The 18564-nt window shown below is 72.7% G+C and carries 17 protein-coding genes; 5 read left to right on the forward strand and 12 right to left on the reverse strand.

The window, feature by feature from the left end; genetic code table 11:
• Nucleotide 1: 1 nt before the first annotated feature.
• The gene (locus M4960_RS03985) at nt 2-3412 is read right to left on the reverse strand and encodes a pyruvate carboxylase (protein WP_248703501.1); all 3411 of its coding nucleotides are present in this window, start codon (nt 3410-3412) and stop codon (nt 2-4) included.
• Between the two features lie 60 nt (nt 3413-3472).
• On the opposite strand from M4960_RS03985, the gene M4960_RS03990 reads away from it, so the two are divergent.
• On the forward strand, nt 3473-4294 hold the full coding sequence (locus M4960_RS03990) for a ParA family protein (protein ID WP_248703502.1): 822 nt from the start codon (nt 3473-3475) through the stop codon (nt 4292-4294).
• Nucleotides 4295-4623: 329 nt separating this feature from the next.
• Here the strand turns inward: M4960_RS03990 and M4960_RS03995 are convergent, their stop codons facing one another.
• From M4960_RS03995 to M4960_RS04015, 5 genes are all read right to left on the reverse strand, one after another.
• The gene (locus tag M4960_RS03995; RefSeq protein WP_111085817.1) at nt 4624-5184 is read right to left on the reverse strand and encodes a MerR family transcriptional regulator; all 561 of its coding nucleotides are present in this window, start codon (nt 5182-5184) and stop codon (nt 4624-4626) included.
• A gap of 184 nt (nt 5185-5368) precedes the next feature.
• Nucleotides 5369-6073, reverse strand: a complete 705-nt coding sequence (locus M4960_RS04000; RefSeq protein WP_123312968.1) for a MerR family transcriptional regulator — start codon at nt 6071-6073, stop codon at nt 5369-5371.
• The gene (locus tag M4960_RS04005) at nt 6073-6552 is read right to left on the reverse strand and encodes an FHA domain-containing protein (protein ID WP_123292449.1); all 480 of its coding nucleotides are present in this window, start codon (nt 6550-6552) and stop codon (nt 6073-6075) included. The genes M4960_RS04000 and M4960_RS04005 overlap by 1 nt, the downstream gene beginning before the upstream one ends.
• A 113-nt stretch (nt 6553-6665) precedes the next feature.
• Nucleotides 6666-7664, reverse strand: a complete 999-nt coding sequence (locus M4960_RS04010; RefSeq protein WP_134193482.1) for an iron chelate uptake ABC transporter family permease subunit — start codon at nt 7662-7664, stop codon at nt 6666-6668.
• Entirely contained in the window at nt 7661-8695 is a 1035-nt protein-coding gene (locus tag M4960_RS04015) for an iron ABC transporter permease (RefSeq protein WP_123340359.1), read from the reverse strand. The genes M4960_RS04010 and M4960_RS04015 overlap by 4 nt, the downstream gene beginning before the upstream one ends.
• 177 nt (nt 8696-8872) lie before the next feature.
• Here M4960_RS04015 and M4960_RS04020 point away from each other — a divergent pair, with 177 nt between their 5' ends.
• Complete coding sequence (locus M4960_RS04020; RefSeq protein ID WP_248703503.1) at nt 8873-10384, forward strand: S1C family serine protease; 1512 nt, start codon at nt 8873-8875, stop codon at nt 10382-10384.
• A 71-nt stretch (nt 10385-10455) separates the two neighbouring features.
• On the opposite strand, the gene M4960_RS04025 is transcribed toward M4960_RS04020, so the two are convergent.
• Both M4960_RS04025 and M4960_RS04030 read right to left on the reverse strand, forming a co-directional pair.
• Nucleotides 10456-11613 carry a hypothetical protein gene (locus M4960_RS04025; protein ID WP_123672592.1) on the reverse strand — a complete coding sequence of 386 codons (1158 nt, stop codon included), beginning with the start codon at nt 11611-11613 and terminating at the stop codon, nt 10456-10458.
• Between the two features lie 356 nt (nt 11614-11969).
• On the reverse strand, nt 11970-12227 hold the full coding sequence (locus M4960_RS04030; RefSeq protein ID WP_248703504.1) for a hypothetical protein: 258 nt from the start codon (nt 12225-12227) through the stop codon (nt 11970-11972).
• A 33-nt stretch (nt 12228-12260) separates the two neighbouring features.
• Here M4960_RS04030 and M4960_RS04035 point away from each other — a divergent pair, with 33 nt between their 5' ends.
• Entirely contained in the window at nt 12261-12623 is a 363-nt protein-coding gene (locus M4960_RS04035) for an RNA-binding S4 domain-containing protein (RefSeq protein WP_123292446.1), read from the forward strand.
• 9 nt (nt 12624-12632) lie between these two features.
• On the opposite strand, the gene M4960_RS04040 is transcribed toward M4960_RS04035, so the two are convergent.
• From M4960_RS04040 to M4960_RS04050, 3 genes are all read right to left on the reverse strand, one after another.
• Entirely contained in the window at nt 12633-13598 is a 966-nt protein-coding gene (locus tag M4960_RS04040; RefSeq protein WP_123939180.1) for a DnaJ domain-containing protein, read from the reverse strand.
• 95 nt (nt 13599-13693) lie between these two features.
• Nucleotides 13694-14785 carry a winged helix DNA-binding domain-containing protein gene (locus tag M4960_RS04045; RefSeq protein ID WP_248703505.1) on the reverse strand — a complete coding sequence of 364 codons (1092 nt, stop codon included), beginning with the start codon at nt 14783-14785 and terminating at the stop codon, nt 13694-13696.
• A complete protein-coding gene (locus tag M4960_RS04050) occupies nt 14782-15528 on the reverse strand; it encodes a phosphotransferase enzyme family protein (RefSeq protein WP_123292443.1) in 747 nt (248 codons plus the stop codon). Before M4960_RS04050 ends, M4960_RS04045 begins: the two co-directional genes overlap by 4 nt.
• A 139-nt stretch (nt 15529-15667) precedes the next feature.
• Between M4960_RS04050 and M4960_RS19610 the strand changes: the two genes are divergently transcribed.
• Entirely contained in the window at nt 15668-16309 is a 642-nt protein-coding gene (locus M4960_RS19610; protein WP_133938183.1) for a GntR family transcriptional regulator, read from the forward strand.
• Nucleotides 16306-17550, forward strand: a complete 1245-nt coding sequence (locus M4960_RS04060; RefSeq protein ID WP_248703506.1) for an MFS transporter — start codon at nt 16306-16308, stop codon at nt 17548-17550. Before M4960_RS19610 ends, M4960_RS04060 begins: the two co-directional genes overlap by 4 nt.
• Before the next feature lie 5 nt (nt 17551-17555).
• On the opposite strand, the gene M4960_RS04065 is transcribed toward M4960_RS04060, so the two are convergent.
• The gene (locus M4960_RS04065) at nt 17556-18482 is read right to left on the reverse strand and encodes an NUDIX hydrolase (RefSeq protein ID WP_248703507.1); all 927 of its coding nucleotides are present in this window, start codon (nt 18480-18482) and stop codon (nt 17556-17558) included.
• Nucleotides 18483-18564 lie beyond the last annotated feature (82 nt).

Genomic DNA, 18564 nt, shown 5'->3' on the forward strand with positions numbered 1-18564 from the left:
TTTACTGCAGCACCACCAGGAGGTCGCCGGCGTCCACCTGCTGGGTCGCCGGGATCGCGAGACGGCCGACGGTGCCCGCCACGGGCGCCGTGATGGCCGCTTCCATCTTCATCGCCTCGATGCTCGCCACGGCCGCTCCGGCCTCGACGACGTCACCGACGGCGACCTTGAGCGTCACCACACCGGAGAACGGCGCGGCGACGTGCTTCGGGTCGGACTTGTCGGCCTGCTCGGCCACCTTCGTCTCGACCTCGATCGACCGGTCGCGGACCGAGACCGGGCGGAGCTGCCCGTTCATCGTGGCCATGACCGTGCGGATGCCCTTGTCGTCGACCTCGCCGATCGCCTCGAGCCCGACGAACAGGTTGACGCCCTTGCCGAGCGGCACGACGTGCTCCTGCCCGGGACGCAGCCCGTACAGGTAGTCGACGGTCGGCACCACGGACAGGTCGCCGTACTGCTCGCGCACCCGCTCGAACTGCGCCGTGGGCTGCGGGAACAGCAGCCGGTTCAACGCCTGCTGGCGCTCGGGCCCCTGGGCGTCGAGGTGCGCGCGCTCGGCGTCCGGCACCGGGGTGATCTCGAGGCGCACGTCGCGGCCCGCCAGGACCTTCGTGCGGAAGGGCTCCGGCCACCCACCCGGCAGGTCACCGAGCTCGCCGGCCATGAACCCGACGACGGAGTCCGGGATGTCGTACTTGTCCGGGTTCTGCTCGAAGTCGGCCGGGTCGGCGTTCACCGCGGCGAGCTGCAGCGCGAGGTCACCGACCACCTTCGACGACGGCGTGACCTTGGTCGGGCGTCCGAGGATCCGGTTCGCCTCGGCGTACCAGTCCTCGACCTGCTCGAACCGGTCGCCCAGGCCGAGCGCGATCGCCTGCTGGCGGAGGTTCGACAGCTGACCACCGGGGATCTCGTGCTTGTAGACCCGACCCGTCGGACCGGGCAGTCCGGACTCGAACGGGGCGTAGGCCCGACGGACCGCCTCCCAGTAGGGCTCGAGGTCGCCGACCGCGTCGAGGGACAGTCCGGTGTCGCGCTCCGTGTGGGCCAGGGCGGCGACCAGCGCGGACATGCTCGGCTGGCTCGTCGTGCCGGCCATCGGCGCCGAGGCGACGTCGACCGCGTCCGCACCGGCACGCGCGGCCGCGAGGAGCGTCGCGAGCTGCCCACCGGCGGTGTCGTGCGTGTGCACGTGCACCGGCTGGTCGAAGCGCTCGCGCAGCGCGCCGACGAGCTTCTCGGCGGCGCCGGCGCGGAGCAGGCCGGCCATGTCCTTGATTCCGATGACGTGCGCGCCGGCCTCGACCATCTGCTCCGCAAGGCGGAGGTAGTAGTCCAACGTGTACAGGTCCTCGGCAGGATCGAGGAGGTCGGCGGTGTAGCAGAGCGCCGCTTCGGCGACGGCCGTGCCGGTCGCGAGCACTGCCTCCAGGGCCGGTCGCAACTGGCTGACGTCGTTGAGCGCGTCGAACACGCGGAAGACGTCGACGCCCGTGGCGGCGGCCTCGGCGACGAACGCGTCCGTCACCTCGGTCGGGTACGGGGTGTAGCCGACCGTGTTGCGGCCGCGCAGCAGCATCTGGATCGGGATGTTCGGCATCGCCTCGCGCAGCGAGGCCAGGCGCTCCCACGGGTCCTCGCCGAGGAACCGGAGGGCGACGTCGTACGTCGCTCCACCCCAGGCTTCGACGCTCAGCAGCTGCGGCGTCAGCCGCGCGACGTACGGTGCGACGGCGACGAGGTCCTTCGTGCGGACACGGGTGGCGAGCAGCGACTGGTGCGCGTCCCGCATCGTCGTCTCCGTCACGGCGAGCCGGGTCTGGGCACGGAGTGCCTTCGCCCACTCGGCCGGACCCTGCGCCTGCAGCAGGTCGCGCTGGCCCTCGGGCACCGGGGCGCTGAGGTCGAGGGCGGGGAGCTTGGCGCTCGGGTCGGTGACCAGCGGCGACCGGTCACCGTTCGGCTTGTTCACCGTGACGTCGGCCAGCCAGTTGAGGACCTTGGTGCCGCGGTCCTTCGACACGTGGCCGCTGAACAGCTGCGGACGCTCCTCGATGAACTTCGTCGAGACGTCGCCTCGGGCGAAGTCCGGGTCCTCGAGCACGGCCTGCAGGAACGGGATGTTCGTGCTGACGCCGCGGATGCGGAACTCGGCGAGGGCACGCTTCGCGCGGGCGACGGCCGTCGGGAAGTCGCGTCCGCGGCACGTCATCTTGGCGAGCATCGAGTCGAAGTGCGGGCTGATCTGCGCGCCGGTGGCGACCGTGCCGCCGTCCAGGCGCACGCCGGCGCCACCCGGGCTGCGGTACGTGGTGATGCGGCCGGTGTCCGGCCGGAAGCCCTGCGTGGGGTCCTCGGTCGTGATGCGGGTCTGCAGCGCGGCCCCGTGCACGGAGACGGTGTCCTGCGACAGGCCGAGGTCGGCGAGCGACTCGCCCGAGGCGATCCGCATCTGCGACTGCACCAGGTCGACGTCGGTGACCTCTTCGGTGACGGTGTGCTCGACCTGGATGCGCGGGTTCATCTCGATGAAGACGTGCTGCCCCTCGCGCTCGCCCTCGGTGTCGAGCAGGAACTCGACGGTGCCGGCGTTCACGTAGCCGATCGACCGGGCGAAGGCGACCGCGTCGCGGTGCAGCGCCCGGGCGATGGCGGGGTCGAGGTTCGGCGCCGGGGCGATCTCGACGACCTTCTGGTTGCGGCGCTGCACGGAGCAGTCCCGCTCGAACAGGTGGATCGTCCCCGCTTCGGTACCCGTCGCGTCGGCGAGGATCTGCACCTCGATGTGCCGCGGCCGGATCACCGCCTGCTCGAGGAACATGGTCGGGTCGCCGAACGCACTGTCGGCCTCGCGCATCGCTGCTTCGAGCGCTGCACGGAGTTCGGGCTTGGTCTCGACCCGGCGCATGCCACGGCCGCCACCGCCGGCGACGGCCTTGGCGAACACCGGGAACCCGATGGCGTCGGAGCCGGCGATGAGCTCCTCGATGTCGCGACTCGCCGGCGTGCTCGCGAGGACCGGGACGCCGGCCGCGATCGCGTGCTCCTTCGCGGTCACCTTGTTGCCGGCCATCTCGAGCACGTGTTCGCCCGGACCGATGAAGGTGATCCCGGCTGCGGCGGCCGCGGCGGCGAGCTCCGGGTTCTCGGACAGGAAGCCGTACCCCGGGTAGATCGCGTCGGCGCCCGACTCGCGCGCCACGCGGATGATCTCGGAGACGTCCAGGTACGCCCGGACCGGGTGGCCACGCTCACCGATCAGGTAGGCCTCGTCGGCCTTCAGGCGGTGCAGGGAGTTCCGGTCTTCCCAGGGGTAGACGGCGACGGTGCGCGCCCCCAGTTCGTACGCGGCACGGAATGCGCGGATGGCGATCTCACCACGGTTCGCCACGAGGATCTTGCTGAACACGACGTCCCTTTCAGCCCGGGTTGAGGTGAGACAACCCTAGTGGCGGTAACGTTGCTGATCGTGCATGTACTCAGCGTGAGCTCCCTCAAGGGCGGTGTCGGCAAGACGACGGTGACGCTCGGCCTGACTTCGGCCGCCTTCGCCAAGGGACTGCGCACGCTGGTGGTGGATCTCGACCCGCAGTCCGACGTCTCCACCGGCCTCGACATCAACATCGCCGGACACCTCAACGTGGCCGACGTCCTCGAGAACCCGAAGGAGAAGATCGTCCGTCAGGCGATCGCCCCCTCCGGGTGGACGAAGGGTTCGCAGGGCAAGATCGACGTCATGGTCGGGTCGCCCTCGGCGATCAACTTCGACGGGCCGCACCCCTCCATCCGCGACATCTGGAAGCTCGAAGAGGCCCTGGCCAACGTCGAGCAGGACTACGAGCTCGTGCTCATCGACTGCGCACCGTCGCTGAACGCCCTCACGCGCACCGCGTGGGCAGCGTCCGACCGCGTCACGGTCGTCACCGAGCCCGGCCTGTTCTCCGTCGCCGCCGCCGACCGCGCGCTCCGTGCCATCGAGGAGATCCGCCGCGGTCTCTCCCCCCGCCTGCAGCCGCTCGGCATCATCGTGAACCGTGCCCGTGTCCAGTCGCTCGAGCACCAGTTCCGCATCAAGGAACTCCGCGACATGTTCGGGCCGCTCGTCCTGTCGCCGCAGCTGCCGGAGCGCACGTCGCTGCAGCAGGCCCAGGGTGCCGCGAAGCCCTTGCACGTGTGGCCCGGCGAGTCCGCGCAGGAGATGGCGAAGAACTTCGACCAGCTGCTCGAGCGCATCATGCGGACCGGCAAGATCGGCCCGTACGCCGACGGTGCGGGTGCTGCTGGCGCGTAGGGCGCTGCCGCGCGGGCGCGATGCGCTGCTCACGTCCGCCGAGCGGTCACCAACAGTCGGCCGACGGCTGCGCGGACGACGGTTCGTGACCACTCGACGACGCTCACACGGCGGTTCGTGACCACGCGCCGACTGCCAGGAGGCCCGTCTCTGCCCCGGCAGACACGCCCGGCCCCGGCTCGCCCAGCGGTCACAACATCCCGCTCACGTCCGCCGAGCGGTCACCAACTGTCGGCCGACGGCCGCGCGGACGACGGTTCGTGACCACTCGGCGACGCGCACACGACGGTTCGTCACCACTCGGGGCGATCCGCGCGACGAGAACCTGGTCAGGAAGCGCGGGAAGCGCGGCGCGCGGCGAGCTCGTCGGACGGGTCGGCCGCCGCGGAGGCGTCGAGCTCGACCAAGGAGGTCTCGACCTCGCGCAGGACCTTGCCGACCGCGATGCCGAAGACACCCTGACCGCGGGACACCAGGTCGATGACCTCGTCGTCCGAGGTGCACAGGTACACCGAGGCGCCGTCGGACATCAGGGTGGTCTGGGCGAGGTCGGACACGCCCGACTCGCGGAGCTGGTTCACGGCGGTGCGGATCTGCTGCAGCGAGATGCCGGTGTCGAGCAGGCGCTTCACGAGCTTGAGCACGAGGATGTCGCGGAACCCGTACAGGCGCTGCGACCCGGAGCCGGCAGCGCCGCGGATGGTGGGCTGCACGAGTTCGGTGCGTGCCCAGTAGTCGAGCTGTCGGTACGAGATGCCGGCTGCACGTGCGGCAACGGTGCCGCGGTAGCCGTTCTGCTCGTCGTGCTCGGGGAGGCCGTCGGTGAAGAGCAGCCCGAGGTCGTACCGCGTCGTGTCCGACTCGGTGCCTGGGGTGTCGTTCCCACTCATGCGCTTGCCTTCCACGACGATCGAGCTCCCACCCGAAGGTTCAACGACGGGTTGAGAGTTGTTCCGAGGTCAACGGTAGCGACTCCGACCGCTCCCGCGCGGGACATCCGACTCGGCGCGTCCGGCGTGTCGAGGATACGCCCCACCCACTGACGCACAAGCCCCCGCGGAGCACCGGAACGGATCATGCGTCGAGACGACCGATCGCCGCGCGGATGAGGCTCGAGCGGATGACCTCGAGCTGGACGGCGATCTCGCGTGCGAGTTCCGTGGCCTTCGCCCGTGACGTCGCATCGCCCCGGCGGGACACGGGCATGAGCGCGGATTCGATGAGTCCGACCTCGCGCTCGGCGGTGCTGCGGAGCGTGCGCAGGTGCCGCGGCTCGATGCCGGTCCGCTGCAGCTCGACGAGTGCCTTGAGGACCGACACGCTGTCCTCGCCGTAGGTCTCGGTGGCGGGGAGCAGTGATGCGGAGACCGCGTCGGCCAGGAGCATCGGGGACGCGCCGGCCGCTCGGGCCGTCTCGTCGCGGGTGTACCGGCGTTCGCGCCCGAGGATCGAGGGACGTGGGGCGTCCCCACCGCCCGGCAGCACGGGCTCGCGCCCGGCGTCGAGGTCGGCGAGGTAGTCCTTGATGACCTTGAGCGGCAGGTAGTGGTCGCGCTGCAGACCGAGGATCACCCGGAGGCGGTCGACGTCGGCCGCCGAGAACTTGCGGTACCCGCTGGCCGTGCGGATCGGCGTGACGAGCTCGCGCTCTTCGAGGAAGCGCAGCTTGGAACTCGACAGGTCCGCGAACTCGGGCTTGAGGCGAGCGAGGACCTGCCCGATCGTGAGCAGGTCCGGTGCCGCTGACCCCGCCCGGGCCGCAGCGGACCGTGCGGCCACTACGCGTTCGCCAGGCGCGCCAGGTCGACCCGGGACGCGTAGAACGTCAGGCGGAACTTGCCGACCTGGACCTCTGCCCCGTCGGTGAGCGGTGCTTCGTCGATGCGGTCACCGTCGAAGTACGTGCCGTTGAGCGAACCGTTGTCCTTGACGGTGAACGCCGTGCCGTGCCGCAGGAACTGCGCGTGCTTGCGCGACACCGTGACGTCGTCGAGGAAGATGTCGGCGTCGGGGTGTCGACCGGCCGTCGTGACGTCGGAGTCGAGGAGGAACCGCGCACCCACGTTCGGACCGCGGCGCACGACGAGCAGCGCCGATCCGGACGGCAGGGCGTTGACCGCCTCGCGCTCTTCCGCTGAGACACCGGACTCGGCGGTGAGCGCCGCGCCCATGTCCATGCTGAAGGTCAACGTGGTGTCGACCAGCCGCTGCTCCGGGGTCTTCTGACCGTCCGGCTGCGGGACCACTGGATCTGGCATCGGTGGACCTCCTCCTCTTGGCCCACCAGCGTATCGGAAAGGAGGGCTCCAGCGGCAGCCCCGAACTGGGCCTGTGGACGATCGTCCGCGGTGCGCGAACGCGCGGTCCGGGTTCAGCGACCGCGCGCGAGCAACCAGAGCAGGTACGGGGCGCCGACGACACCCGTCACGACGCCGACGGGCAGGGCGTTGCCGGGGATCGCGAACTGGGCGATGAGGTCGCTGCCGAGGGTGATCGCCGCTCCCACCGCGGCGGCCGGCCCGAGGGCGACGCGGCCGCCGCCGACGAGTCGACGGGCGATCGGCGCCGCCATCAGTGCGACGAACGACACCGGCCCCGCCGTGGCGACCGCAGCGGCGGTCAGGCACACCGCGGTGAGGAGCAGCAGCACCTTCGCGCGGTCCGGCCGGAGCCCGAGGGCCGCCGAGACCTCGTCGCCGAGCGTCAGGACGGTCAGGCGCGACGACTGCAGCAGGGCGAGCAGGAACAGCACGACGAACGCGACGCCGAGCACGCCGACCAGGTTCCGGTCGACGGCGTTCAGGCTGCCGGACAACCACAGCAACGCGGTGCCGGCCTGGGTGACGGTGCCGCTGGTGAGCATCCACCCCGTGATGCTCAGGCAGATCGCCGAGACGCCGATCCCGACGAGCACGACCCGGTTGCCGGTGATCCCCCGCCGCCAGGCCAGTCCGGCGATCACGATCGACACCACGACCGCGCCGACGAGCACGACCGAGAACAGGGTGCCGCCGGACGCCCCGAACAGCACGATCGCGGTGAGACCCGCAGCACTGGCACCCGAGGTGATGCCGATGACGTCCGGGCTCGCGATCGGGTTGCGGACGACGCTCTGCACGATGGCGCCAGCGACCCCCAGGCTGGCGCCGACCAGGATCGCACCGAGCACCCGGGGGCCGCGCAGCTGTCCGATGACGAAGTCCGAGATGCGGTCGCCCTGACCGAACAGCGCGCCGACCACCTGCGCCGGGGTGAGCGGGATCGAGCCGACCCCGAGTCCGATGAGCACCAGCGCGACGAGCACGACGACGACGACCGCCAGGACCACGAGCTCATGCCGGACACCGACCGACCGGCGCACACCACTCACAGGCCCCGCACCGCCCTCGACCGCACGAGCGCGATGAACACCGGCGCACCGATGAGGGCCGTGACGATGCCGACCTGCAGCTCCCCCGGGTACGCCACGACGCGACCGATGACGTCGGCCACCAGCAGCAGCGCCGGCGCGACGATCGCGGACAGCAGGATGGTCCACCGGTGGTCGGGGCCGCTCAGCCGACGGACGGCGTGCGGGACGGCGAGCCCGACGAAGGCGATCGGCCCCGCTGCGGCCACGGCCGAGCCGGCGAGCAGCACGGTCACGAGCCCGCCGACGGCCCGGACGAGCACCACGCGTTGCCCGAGCGACGCCGCGAGCTCGTCGCCGAGGGCGAGGGTGTTCAGCGAGCGGCCCAGGCCGAACGCGATCGCGAGACCGATCAGCACCGGCGCCGTGATGATGCCGGCGGTGCCGAGGTCCTTGCCGGCGAGGGCGCCCACCTGCCAGAACCGCAGCTGGTCGAGCAGGCTCGCGTTCGTGACGAGCACCGCCGTCGTGATCGACGACAGCGCGGCGGCGACCACGGCACCGGACAGCGCGAGGCCGACCGGCGACAGTCCGCGCCGGGCCACGGCGGCGATCCCGTAGACGAGCAGTGCGGCCAGGGCAGCACCGAGGAATGCGAACGGCAGGTAGGCGGCCGTGCCGCTCACCCCGAAGAGCGCGATGCCGGCGACCACGGCGAGGGCCGCCCCGGAGTTGATGCCGAGGACGCTCGGGTCGGCGAGCGGGTTGCGGGTCACGCCCTGCATCACCGCGCCGGCGACACCGAGGGCGGCACCCGCGAGGAGCCCGACGACGGTGCGCGGGACGCGGTTGCCGAGCACGATCAGCCCGACCTCGTCGTTCCGCCCCGGGTGCAGGACGGTGTCGAGCACGGTGTGGAGCGGGATCGGCCGGGATCCGTAGGCGATCGACAGCGCGCACGCCACGGCGAGGACGACGACGGCCAGCACGGTCGCCCCGACCAGACGGGAGACGGAGGCGGGCGCCGGTGGCGCGGACGTGGAGGAGCGCATGGGAAGTAAGGCAACCCTAACGGACCCCGGGCGACCGAACCGGCAGCCCACTCGGCGTCCCCCGAGCAAGCCCGGAGCAGTCGCTGGGTCCGTTCATAGGCTCGTCATTGGATCGCCGCCTGTACTGGTCTCCATCGACACCCGCCCGGGTCGTCGAGGGACGACCGGAGAGCACCGATGAACGAGACCCCGAACCCCGCCGCCGACGCCGACCGCGAGCACGACGAGCAGGGCACCGCCCGGACCGACGGCACGCAGCAGCAGCGGCAGCAGCAGGCTTACGGGATGAGCTGGGAGGCACCCCACGCCGACCCCGCCACCCTCCGTCCGGCCTACGCCTTCGACGGCTCCGGCCCGTACCTGTACGGCCCGGACGGCTCCGGTCCCTACGCCTACTCTCCCGACGGCCGCGGCCCGTACCTGATCGGCAGCCCGGCGCTCACCGGCACCCACCACGCCTGGGCGCACACCGCGGCGACGGCGAACCACCCGGGAGCGAGCACGAAGCGCCCGCGTCGCCTCGGGCTGATGATCGGCTCCGGCATCGCGGCCCTCGCGATCGTCGGCGCCGCCGGCGGCACGGCCCTCGGCCTGTCCTCGCAGAGCACGACCACGACGTCGAGCCAGTCGCAGGGCACCACGACGCTGCCCGACACCGGCAGCGGCACGGGCAGCAGCGACGGCACGAACGGCTTCACCGTCCCCGGAGACGGCAGCGGCACCACCGACAACGGCACCGACGGCAGCACCGGCACGAGCACCGAGTCCGCCGCCACCGCAGCGACCGCCGCCCAGAAGAAGGGCGTCGTGACGATCAACACCGTCCTGAACTACGACGAGTCCTCGCAGGCGGCCGGCACCGGCATGATCCTCAGCTCGAACGGCACGGTCCTGACGAACAACCACGTCATCCAGGGCGCCACGAGCATCACCGTCACCGACGAGACCACCGGCAAGGAGTACAAAGCGGACGTGGTCGGCACCGACGCCACGAACGACGTCGCCGTCCTGAAGCTCGAGGACGCCTCCGGCCTGTCCACCGTCACGCTCGACGACGACGGCGAGCCGAGCACCGGTGACACCGTCACCGACGTCGGCAACGCCGAGGGCACGGGCAACCTCGTCGCCGCCGAGGGCACCGTCACGGCCACCGACCAGGACATCCAGGTGCAGAGCGAGTCCGGCACCGGGACCGAGTCGCTGTCCGGTCTGATCGAGATCGCGGCGAACATCGTCTCCGGCGACTCCGGCGGCCCCGTCGTCGACAGCGAGGGCGAGGTCGTCGGCATGGCGACCGCAGCGTCCTCGGGCACCGCGGACGTCACCGGCTACGCCATCCCGATCACCACCGCGAAGGCGATCGCCGAGAAGATCCTGGCCGGCGAGTCCTCGAGCACGATCACCATCGGCCTGCCCGCGTTCCTCGGCGTCCAGGTCAGCAGCACCGCGAGCACCACGGGCGGCGTCGCCGTCGCCGGCACGGTCGAGGGTTCCGGTGCCGCGAGCGCCGGCCTGGCCGAGGGCGACACGATCACGAGCCTCGGCGGCAAGACGGTCACGACCTCGGACGAGCTCACCGCGGCCGTGCAGTCGCACTCCGTCGGCGACAAGGTCGTGGTCGGCTACACCGACAGCACCGGCGCCGCCAAGACCGTCACCGTCACCCTGACCGCCGGCCCGGCCGCCTAAGCGGAAGGAAGCAGCGCCCGCACCACCGACCGGTACACGTTGGCCCAGCGGGCACAGTGTCTGGAATCCGTTCAGCCGAGCAGCGCCCGCACCACCGACCGGTACACGTTGGCCGGGGAGTCCGTCTGGAAGACGGTCTCCCCGGCTTCCGTCTTGCCCACGCGGGCGAAGCCGATGCCCTCGGCGCGCACGATCGTCACGGGCTTCGGCTTGCCCGGCCGACGCAGGTACGACACCGTCCACGGCGCGGCCCAGAAGCGCGCGAGCCGCGGATCAGCCTCGACGAGGGCCTCCGGCAGGTCCGGTGCGTCGGAGCCGCCGGCCAGCCGGCGGCCGAGCAGGTGCCCTGGGAGCGACCCCGTGCGGAACGGGAAGGTCCACGTCGGGCCGATGCCGAGCCTCCCGGCCGTCAGCGCGACCGCGCGGTCCGGCGTGACGGACGCGACCACCGCGCCCGCCTCGGCGGTCCCGTCCACGACGGTCTGCGACCAGGCCTGGAGGCGCGACTCGCCACCATCGGGCAGGTGCTGTTCCAGCGTGACCGGCTGGGCATCGCCCTGCCACGGCTCGAGCAGGGTCTGCGTCGACTCCGGCAGCGTGCCGAGTCGGCCGACGAGGCCCGCTTCGATGAGTTCGCGGCCCGCCGCGGTGCGGAGGAGCGTCGGGTTCCACCGGCGTCCGGCGAGGCTCTTGAGCGTGCCGACCGCGTCGGCGCTCAGGCGGGGCCCGTCGAGCTCCGGGCCGGGCGCCGGGGTGGGCAGCGGCTCGAGGTCGCGCTCGGGGCGGACCGGGGACGGCTCGGTGGCGCGGACGCTCTCGAGGACCGCGAACACGAGCTCGTCGGTCTCGAGCAGTCGTGCCAGGGGGCGTTCGATCGTCAGGTCGACGCGGTGCCGCCCGGTGACGAAGAGCAGGTGCGCACCCGCGACGTCGCCGTGCTCGTCGGGACGGACGTACTCGACCAGGCGCGCCGGAGCCCCGGCGGCGGTCCAGGTGTCGCAGCCGACGAGCAGCAGCCCTTCGACGGAACCGGGCAGTCTCGCGAGGAGGCCCGTGTTCTCGTCGCCGATCGCGCGGTCGCTGGGTCGGGATCGGACGGTGAGGACGATGTCGTCGCCGGTGACGCGCAGGTCCGCCTGGGCAGAGTCCTCGCGGCGCCACTGGTCGGGGCGGCGGAGGGTGAGGCGGGCGGTGCGGTCCTCGGTGCCGAGCGGGACGGGGACTGCCATGGGTCGAGGCTACGTCGGGTGCGGGGTGCGGAGGGGTGCGGCTCGCCGTGCGCGCGCGGCGTGGCTCGCCGTGCGCCTCGCACGGTGCGTCCGCCGCCAACCGGTGCGAGGTTGGCGGCTCCGTGCAGCGCAGAAAGCTCGCACCGAGCAACCTCGCTCGCACGGCCTGACCAACCGAGCACCGTGCGGGCGCGGCGACGCGAGACGTGCACGGTGCGTCCGCCGCCAACCGGTGCGAGGTTGGCGGCTCCGTGCAGCGCAGAAAGCTCGCACCGAGCAACCTCGCTCGCACGGCCTGACGAACCCCGCACCGTGCGAGCGCGACCAACGGCGCACGAACCTCGCACGGTGCGAGGTCAGCGGCGGGGCGCGCGCGCGGGTGGGGGCGGCGGGACGGGCTTCGCGGCGACGACGTCGTCGAGCCGGACCTCGACCGGGCCGCGGCGGGTGGCGATCGTCACGGTGGCAGGGGTGCGGGCGACGAGGTCCCCGAGGGCGTCCTGTGCGCCGTCGCCGTGGTGCGCCCGGACCACGAGCCGGTCCCCGATCGCGGCGTCGTGCAGCACGCCGAGCGCACGGGCCCGCGCGATCGCCGCCTGTTCCCCGGTGCTCACCCGCCCAGCGTAGGGGCCGCCTAGAGTGAGGGGATGGCCAAGGCTCGCGTGGACAGCTGGATCTGGGCGGTGCGGATCACCAAGACCCGCTCCGCTGCGACCGCCGCGTGCAAGGCCGGGCACGTCCGGGTGAACGGGGAGCGCGCGAAGCCCGCGCAGCCGATCGGCCCCGGCGACGAGGTCCGGGTGCGGCAGAACGGCTTCGACCGGATCGTCGTCGTCACGGGCATCATCCTGAAGCGGACGAGCGCTCCCGAGGCCGCGAAGCACTTCGAGGACAAGACCCCGCCGCGGCTGTCCAAGGAAGAGGCGGGGTTCGTGCCGATGCGCGACCGCGGTGCCGGACGCCCGAGCAAGCGGGAGCGCCGCGACCTCGAGAAGCTCCGCGGCTACTGACGCCCGTCGCTAGACGAAGCGGACGGTCTGCTGCAATCGGTCGCGGATCTCGAACACGTCGACCGATCCGGGCGGGGACCACACGCCGTTCAGGACCTGCCCGAGCGCACTGCGGCGGACGACGAGCGCGGTCGGCTTCTTCGGGGAGCCGACGAGCTGCACGTCGACCTCGACCGCGGAGTCCGGCACGACGAGCAACCGGCCGGTGAACCGCACCCGGGTCTGCTTCTGCACGGCGCGGGCGGCGCGGACGAGTTCCTTCACCGGACGCTCGCCGGGCGCCAGGGTCTCCCCGACGATGTCGCCGTGCTCGACCCGGACGGGGGCTCCCCAGTCGATCGACTCCACGGCCCAGAGCCCGCTCGGGGTCAGGACGGCGTGGTCGAGCTTGCCCTCGGCCCCGGCGTCGAGGTCGTGCCAGACGGTGACGCCGATGCCCATGTCCGAGACGATCGAGGCGGTGGCCTCTTCGGCGAGCGCTTCGCCGAGCAGCCGTCGGATGTGTCGGGGCGCCGAGCGGATGAGGGTGGGGTCGTAGGGGTCCTCGATGGGGTCGCCGAGTCCGACCCATTCGCGTTCTGCCTGCAGGAAGACCTCTCGCGAGCGCCCGCCGGGGTGTCCGTGGGACCGGGCGCGGGGGCGGGTGTCGCGACGGGCTGACGGGGGTGCGTAGGCGTCGCGACCGGTGTCGGGCCTCCCGGTCGACGAACCGGACGCACCGGACGTGCTGAACGGGCCGGCGCCGCTGCTGCTGAACGAGCCGCGCGAGCCGGCGTCGTAGGCGCGGCGCGCTGCGGGCGTGCCGATGCGTTCCCAGGCGAGCTGGACGCGGCGGAAGTGCTGGGCGTCGCCGCCGAGGTCGGGGTGGGATTCGCGGGCCGCGCGCCGGTAGGCGCGGCGGAGCGCGTCGTCGTCGGCGGTCGCGGGGACGCCGAGGACTTCGTACGGGGTGGCGTCGGCCGGGCTGTCGGTCATGGCCCTGCGACATTACCCGAGGCAGGGTACGAGTCCGCCGCGTGGTTGCTGGGGACGGCCTGGAGGTGCGGTGGAGCTGGCGAGGGAAGCTGCGGTCAGCGGCTGGTCGCCTCCACCACCCCGAACGCGACGGGCGCGTCGAGGAACCGCGCGTACCGGGCGGCGGCCGCCTCGAGCGCGCGCACCGATGCCGTGTCGAGTGCCGCGAAGGGTGTGACGGTGACGGCCACCCCGCTGGCGCGCTCGGTCCGCTTCCAGGTGCCGACGACCCGCCCGCGGACGACGGCCATGGGCAGGAACATGCCGTTGGCGCCCGGGACGACCCGGTCGGCGTGTGCGGGGTCGAGCTGGGCGGAGCGGTCGGCGTACCCGAGCAGGTACTCGTCGAACCCGGGCAGCAGGTGGCCGGTGGGTGTGCCGCCGGTGGTGGGTCGGTCGGCGAGCGCGAGGAGTCCGTCGCCGAGGTCCTCGACGGTGTCGCCGGCTGCAGCCCGGGCACGGCGGAGGTCGCCGAGCGGGAGCTTCGTCCAGCTGGCGGCGTCGGCCTCGGTGGCGGGGCCTCGGCCGCGCAGGTACCCGAGCAGGACCCGGCGGAGTGCTTCGTCGCGGTCGGGGACCTCGGCGAGCGCCGGTGCCCACTCGTCGAGGAGCACGAGTCCCTGGCCGACGCGGGCGGTGGGCCCCCAGGCGACGAGTCCCTCCTGCGAGAGCTGCAGCAGCAGGTGGTAGCCGCGGCCGGCGGTGGGGTCGATGCCGGCGGCGCGGTACTCGTCGAAGAGTTCGTCGCGGACGAGGGCGCGGCCGCCGGACAGTGCGGCGACGGTGGTGTCCCGTGCTCGGGCGAGCAGGGACTGGTCGATGCCGAGTTCGGTGGCGCGTCGGGCGATGCTGCGCAGGGTCCGTTCGGCGGTCAGGGAGAGCAGGAGCCGGAGGTCGTCGGGGCGCATGGCGTGCAGGGTGCCCCGCATCGGCCAGGAGCGGACGAGTTCGCCGCGGTCGAAGGCGGCGCGGACGTCGTCCCGGGTGGCCCCTGGTGCGCGGACCCCGATGGCCCAGAGGACCTGGCCGAGGTCCTGCCCCTGCACGGCGGTCATCCGTTCGACGGCCGCGGTGGGGCTGAGGCCGGGGACGGCGATCCCCTGCGCGGCGAGCCGCAGCGTGCGGAGCTGCGCAGGGGTCGGGGTCACGCGACGGCTGCGGCGATGGCGTCGGCGTGCTGCTCGATGTAGGCGACGTCGGCCCGGTACAGGTCGGCGTGCCCGTGTGCCAGGTCGCTGACGAACTTCGGGTTGCCGGCGGCGGCCTCGGTCTCCATGGTGGTGACCATCGCGACGAGGGACGCGGCCATCGTCTCGGCGAGGACGCTGCGGGAGCGGTCGTCGAGGTCGTAGGCGCGGCAGAACTCGGCTGCGCGGGCGAGCCGGTCGTCGAGGTCCGGGGCGGTCATGCCCTCGACGGCGCCGGTGGTGAACGGGGCGAACCGGTACACGGCACTCGCGACGTCCCAGACCCGGGGGCCGGGGTGTGCGGTGTCGAAGTCGATGAGCCCCACGGCCTGGATGCCGTCGTAGACGCAGTTGTACGGGGCGAAGTCGCCGTGCACGATCGTCTCGACGGGGGTGCGTTCCGCCTGTGACCAGCAGTCGCGCGCCCCGTCACGCGGGAACGTGGTCGCGGCGTCGTGGAAGTGCCGGAGCAGTCGTGCGCTCGTGACGAGGGCGGCTTCGCTCGCGACGTCCTCGGTCCACGGGTACTCCCCCGCGACCCCGGGGACGAACGACACCGTCTCGAGGGTGTCGCCGTGCTCGATCGGTTCCGGTGCCGCGACGAACCCCTGTTCGTGCAGGTGTGCGAGCAGCCGGTGGACGGTCGGTGTCCACGGTCCGGCCGGGCGGTGGACTCGGTCGTCGGCCCTGGTGATCCGCTCCATGGGGAACCTCCTGTGTGTGCGTCTCCGTTGACGTCCGGCCAGCGTATCGACGTGCGCCGCCGCGTGTGACCCGGTGGTGTGAACAACACGTCACGTGACGGCATGCAGCGTTGCATGCAAGGGCGTACGATCGTTCACCGTGGAGCAGCACACGACGACCCAGGCCGCATCCGACCGCGCGTACGACCACGTCAAGCGGGCGATCATCCGCGGCGACCTCCCCGGTGGGACCGCGATCAGCGAGAACGCCCTGTGCCAGGAGATCGGGGTGTCCCGTACCCCCGTGCACGAGGCCTTCCTGCGCCTGGCCGCCGAGGACCTGCTCACCCTGGAGTCCCGCAAGGGTGCGGTGGTGCGCCCGATGTCACCGAACGAGGCGGCGGACGTGCTCGAGATGCGCGAGGCGATCGAGGCCACGGCGGCGACCCGAGTCGTGACCGACGGCCGCGTGGCGGACGTCACCCCGGGCCTCCAGGCCATGCTGGCGGAGCAGGAGCAGGCGGTCGCGACGGGCGACGTCGACCGGTTCATCGAGGTCGACGCGGCGTTCCACGGTGCGGTGATCGGCGCGTCGCGGAACGCGATCGCGGTGCGCTTCGCCCAGACGCTCCGTGACCGGCAGAACCGGCTCCGACACCAGCTGATGCGGGTGCAGCCGTCGCAGCTGCAGGCCTCGCTCGACGACCACCGAGCCCTCGCGGCAGCCCTGGCAGCAGGCGACGCGGCCCGCTACGCCGAGGTCCTGCACGCCCACGTCGCCTCGCACCGGGGTGCCCTGTGAGCGCGACGGGGAGCATCCCCACCACCGGCTCGCTGTCCGTCCCCTCGGCGCGCGTGATGCCCTGGGTCGCCGTGTGGGGTGCGGTGTTCGTCTGCTCGTGGGGCGGCAACCAGTTCTCGCCCCTGCTGCTCATGTACGAGGGCCGCGAGCACTACTCGTCGGTCGTGGTCAACGTCTTCCTGGGCGTCTACGTGCTCGGGCTCGCGCCGGCGCTGCTCGTCGCCGGGTCCCTGTCCGACCGGCACGGCCGCAAGCCCCTCATGCTCGCCGCCATCGTGTCCGCCGTCGTCGGCAGCGGACTGCTCGCGCTCGGACCACTCGGCCCCGGGTTCCTGGCGGCCGGACGGCTGTTCTCCGGCATCACCGTCGGCATCGCGATGGCCGTCGGCAACAGCTGGGTGAAGGAGCTGTCGCAGGGACGCTTCGACCCCGCCGCAGACGCCGGGTCCGGTGCCCGTCGGGCCTCGCTGGCGTTCACGCTCGGTTCGGCCTCCGGCGCGCTGGTGGCCGGACTCATCGCGCAGTGGGGCCCGATCCCCGAGGTGCTGCCCTTCCTGGTCCACATCGTCGTCGCCCTGCCCTTCGCCGTCGTCGTCGGGCGCACCCCCGAGACCAACCGCTCCGGCGGGGTCCCCGGTCCGTGGTGGCGGCAGCTTCGGGTGCCGAGCGCCGGGCACCGACGGTTCACCCGCGTGGTGCTCGTCACCGCCCCGTGGATCTTCGGCTCGGCGGCGATCGGGTACGGCTACCTGCCGACCCGGCTCACCGGAGCCACCGGCGCGTGGGGCCTGCTGTTCGCCACCGCCGCGACCGTCGTCGCCCTCGGGGTGTCCAGCGCGGTCCAACCGCTCGCGCGGCGCGTGCACTCGCTGACCTCGGCCCGCGGACTCACGACGGCCCTCGCGTGCATGACCGCCGGCATCGCCGTGGTCGTCGTCGCGATCGAGCTGCAGTCCGTCGTGATCGGGCTCGTCGCGAACGTCGTCATCGGCGTCGGGATCGGGCTCGCCCTGGTGTCGTCGCTGCTCGAGGTGCAGCGGATCGCGGGGTCCCGCGACCTGGCCGGACTGACCGGGGTGTTCTACGCGGCGGCGTACGCGGGGTTCCTGGCGCCGGCCGTGATCGCGGCGATCGCGAACGTGGTGGCGCTGCCGGTGGTCCTCTGGGTGATCGTCGGACTCGGCGTCGTGTCGTGGGGCGCGGTGCTCGTGTCGTCGCGGCGGTACCTGCCGACGGCGTAGCGCCGCTAGAACTGGTCGCGCAGCCAGGACGGCCCGTGCACCACGGCACCGAGCGCCTCGACGCGGGCACGGAGCTCCCGGTCCGCGGTGACGACCACGACGGGACCGTCGCCGGCCTCGACCGCGGCACGAGCGGCGTCCACGATGGCGTCGTCCCCCGAACCCGGCGCTGCGACGACGTCGAGTGCACGGGGCAGTGCACCGGGCAGTGCGCCGTCCGACGACCCGGAGGCGCCCCGGGCCTCGCGGGCCTCGCCCTCGAGCACCACGGTCCACCGCGGCCACCAGCGAGCGAACGGCAGTGCCAGCACGTCGGCGGTCACCCCGGACTCGGCGAGCGCCGTCACGGACGACAGCAGGCGTGCAGCGGCTCCCGCCCGGTCCTTCCACCAGCCGTCGGGCACGCTGCCGACGACGTTCGCCGCGTCGACGACGACGTGCGGGGTGGTGGTGAGGGACGCGCGGAGTGCCGGCCACGACCTCCCGAACCCGGGGTGGAGCGGCAGGTCGTCGACCTCGTCGACGGGGATCCAGGACAGGGCGAGGCTCTCACGGTCCGCGATCACCGGTTCGAACGGCCGAGCGGCACGACCCACCACGGTCGTGTAGGTCCAGAACCCCAGGTCGAGCAGTGCCGTGTGGCGCAGGTCGACGCCGTCATGCGGCACACCGGCTTCCTCGGCGGACTCGCGGAGCGCACCGGTGACGGCCTCCTCGCCCTGGTGTCGTGCGCCGCCGGGGATGCCCCACGTGCCGCCGTGGTGGCTCCACTCGACGCGGTGCTGCAGGAGCACGCGTCCGGCGCCGTCGTCGACGAGCAGCCCTGCGGCGCCGAAGAGTCCCCAGGCCTTGGTGCCGTCGGGACCGACCGCCCAGGCATCGCCGGGGTCGCGGGGGCCCGGTGGCGGTCCGGGAGGCGTGGAGTCTGGCACACACCAACCCTGTCACACGGTGCAGGGCATGTGACCGGAGACGACGGGGCCGGAGACGACGAGCCGTGGCACGGCGCAGCTG

This window comes from Curtobacterium sp. MWU13-2055 (genome assembly GCF_023242305.1).
GTDB lineage: Bacteria > Actinomycetota > Actinomycetes > Actinomycetales > Microbacteriaceae > Curtobacterium.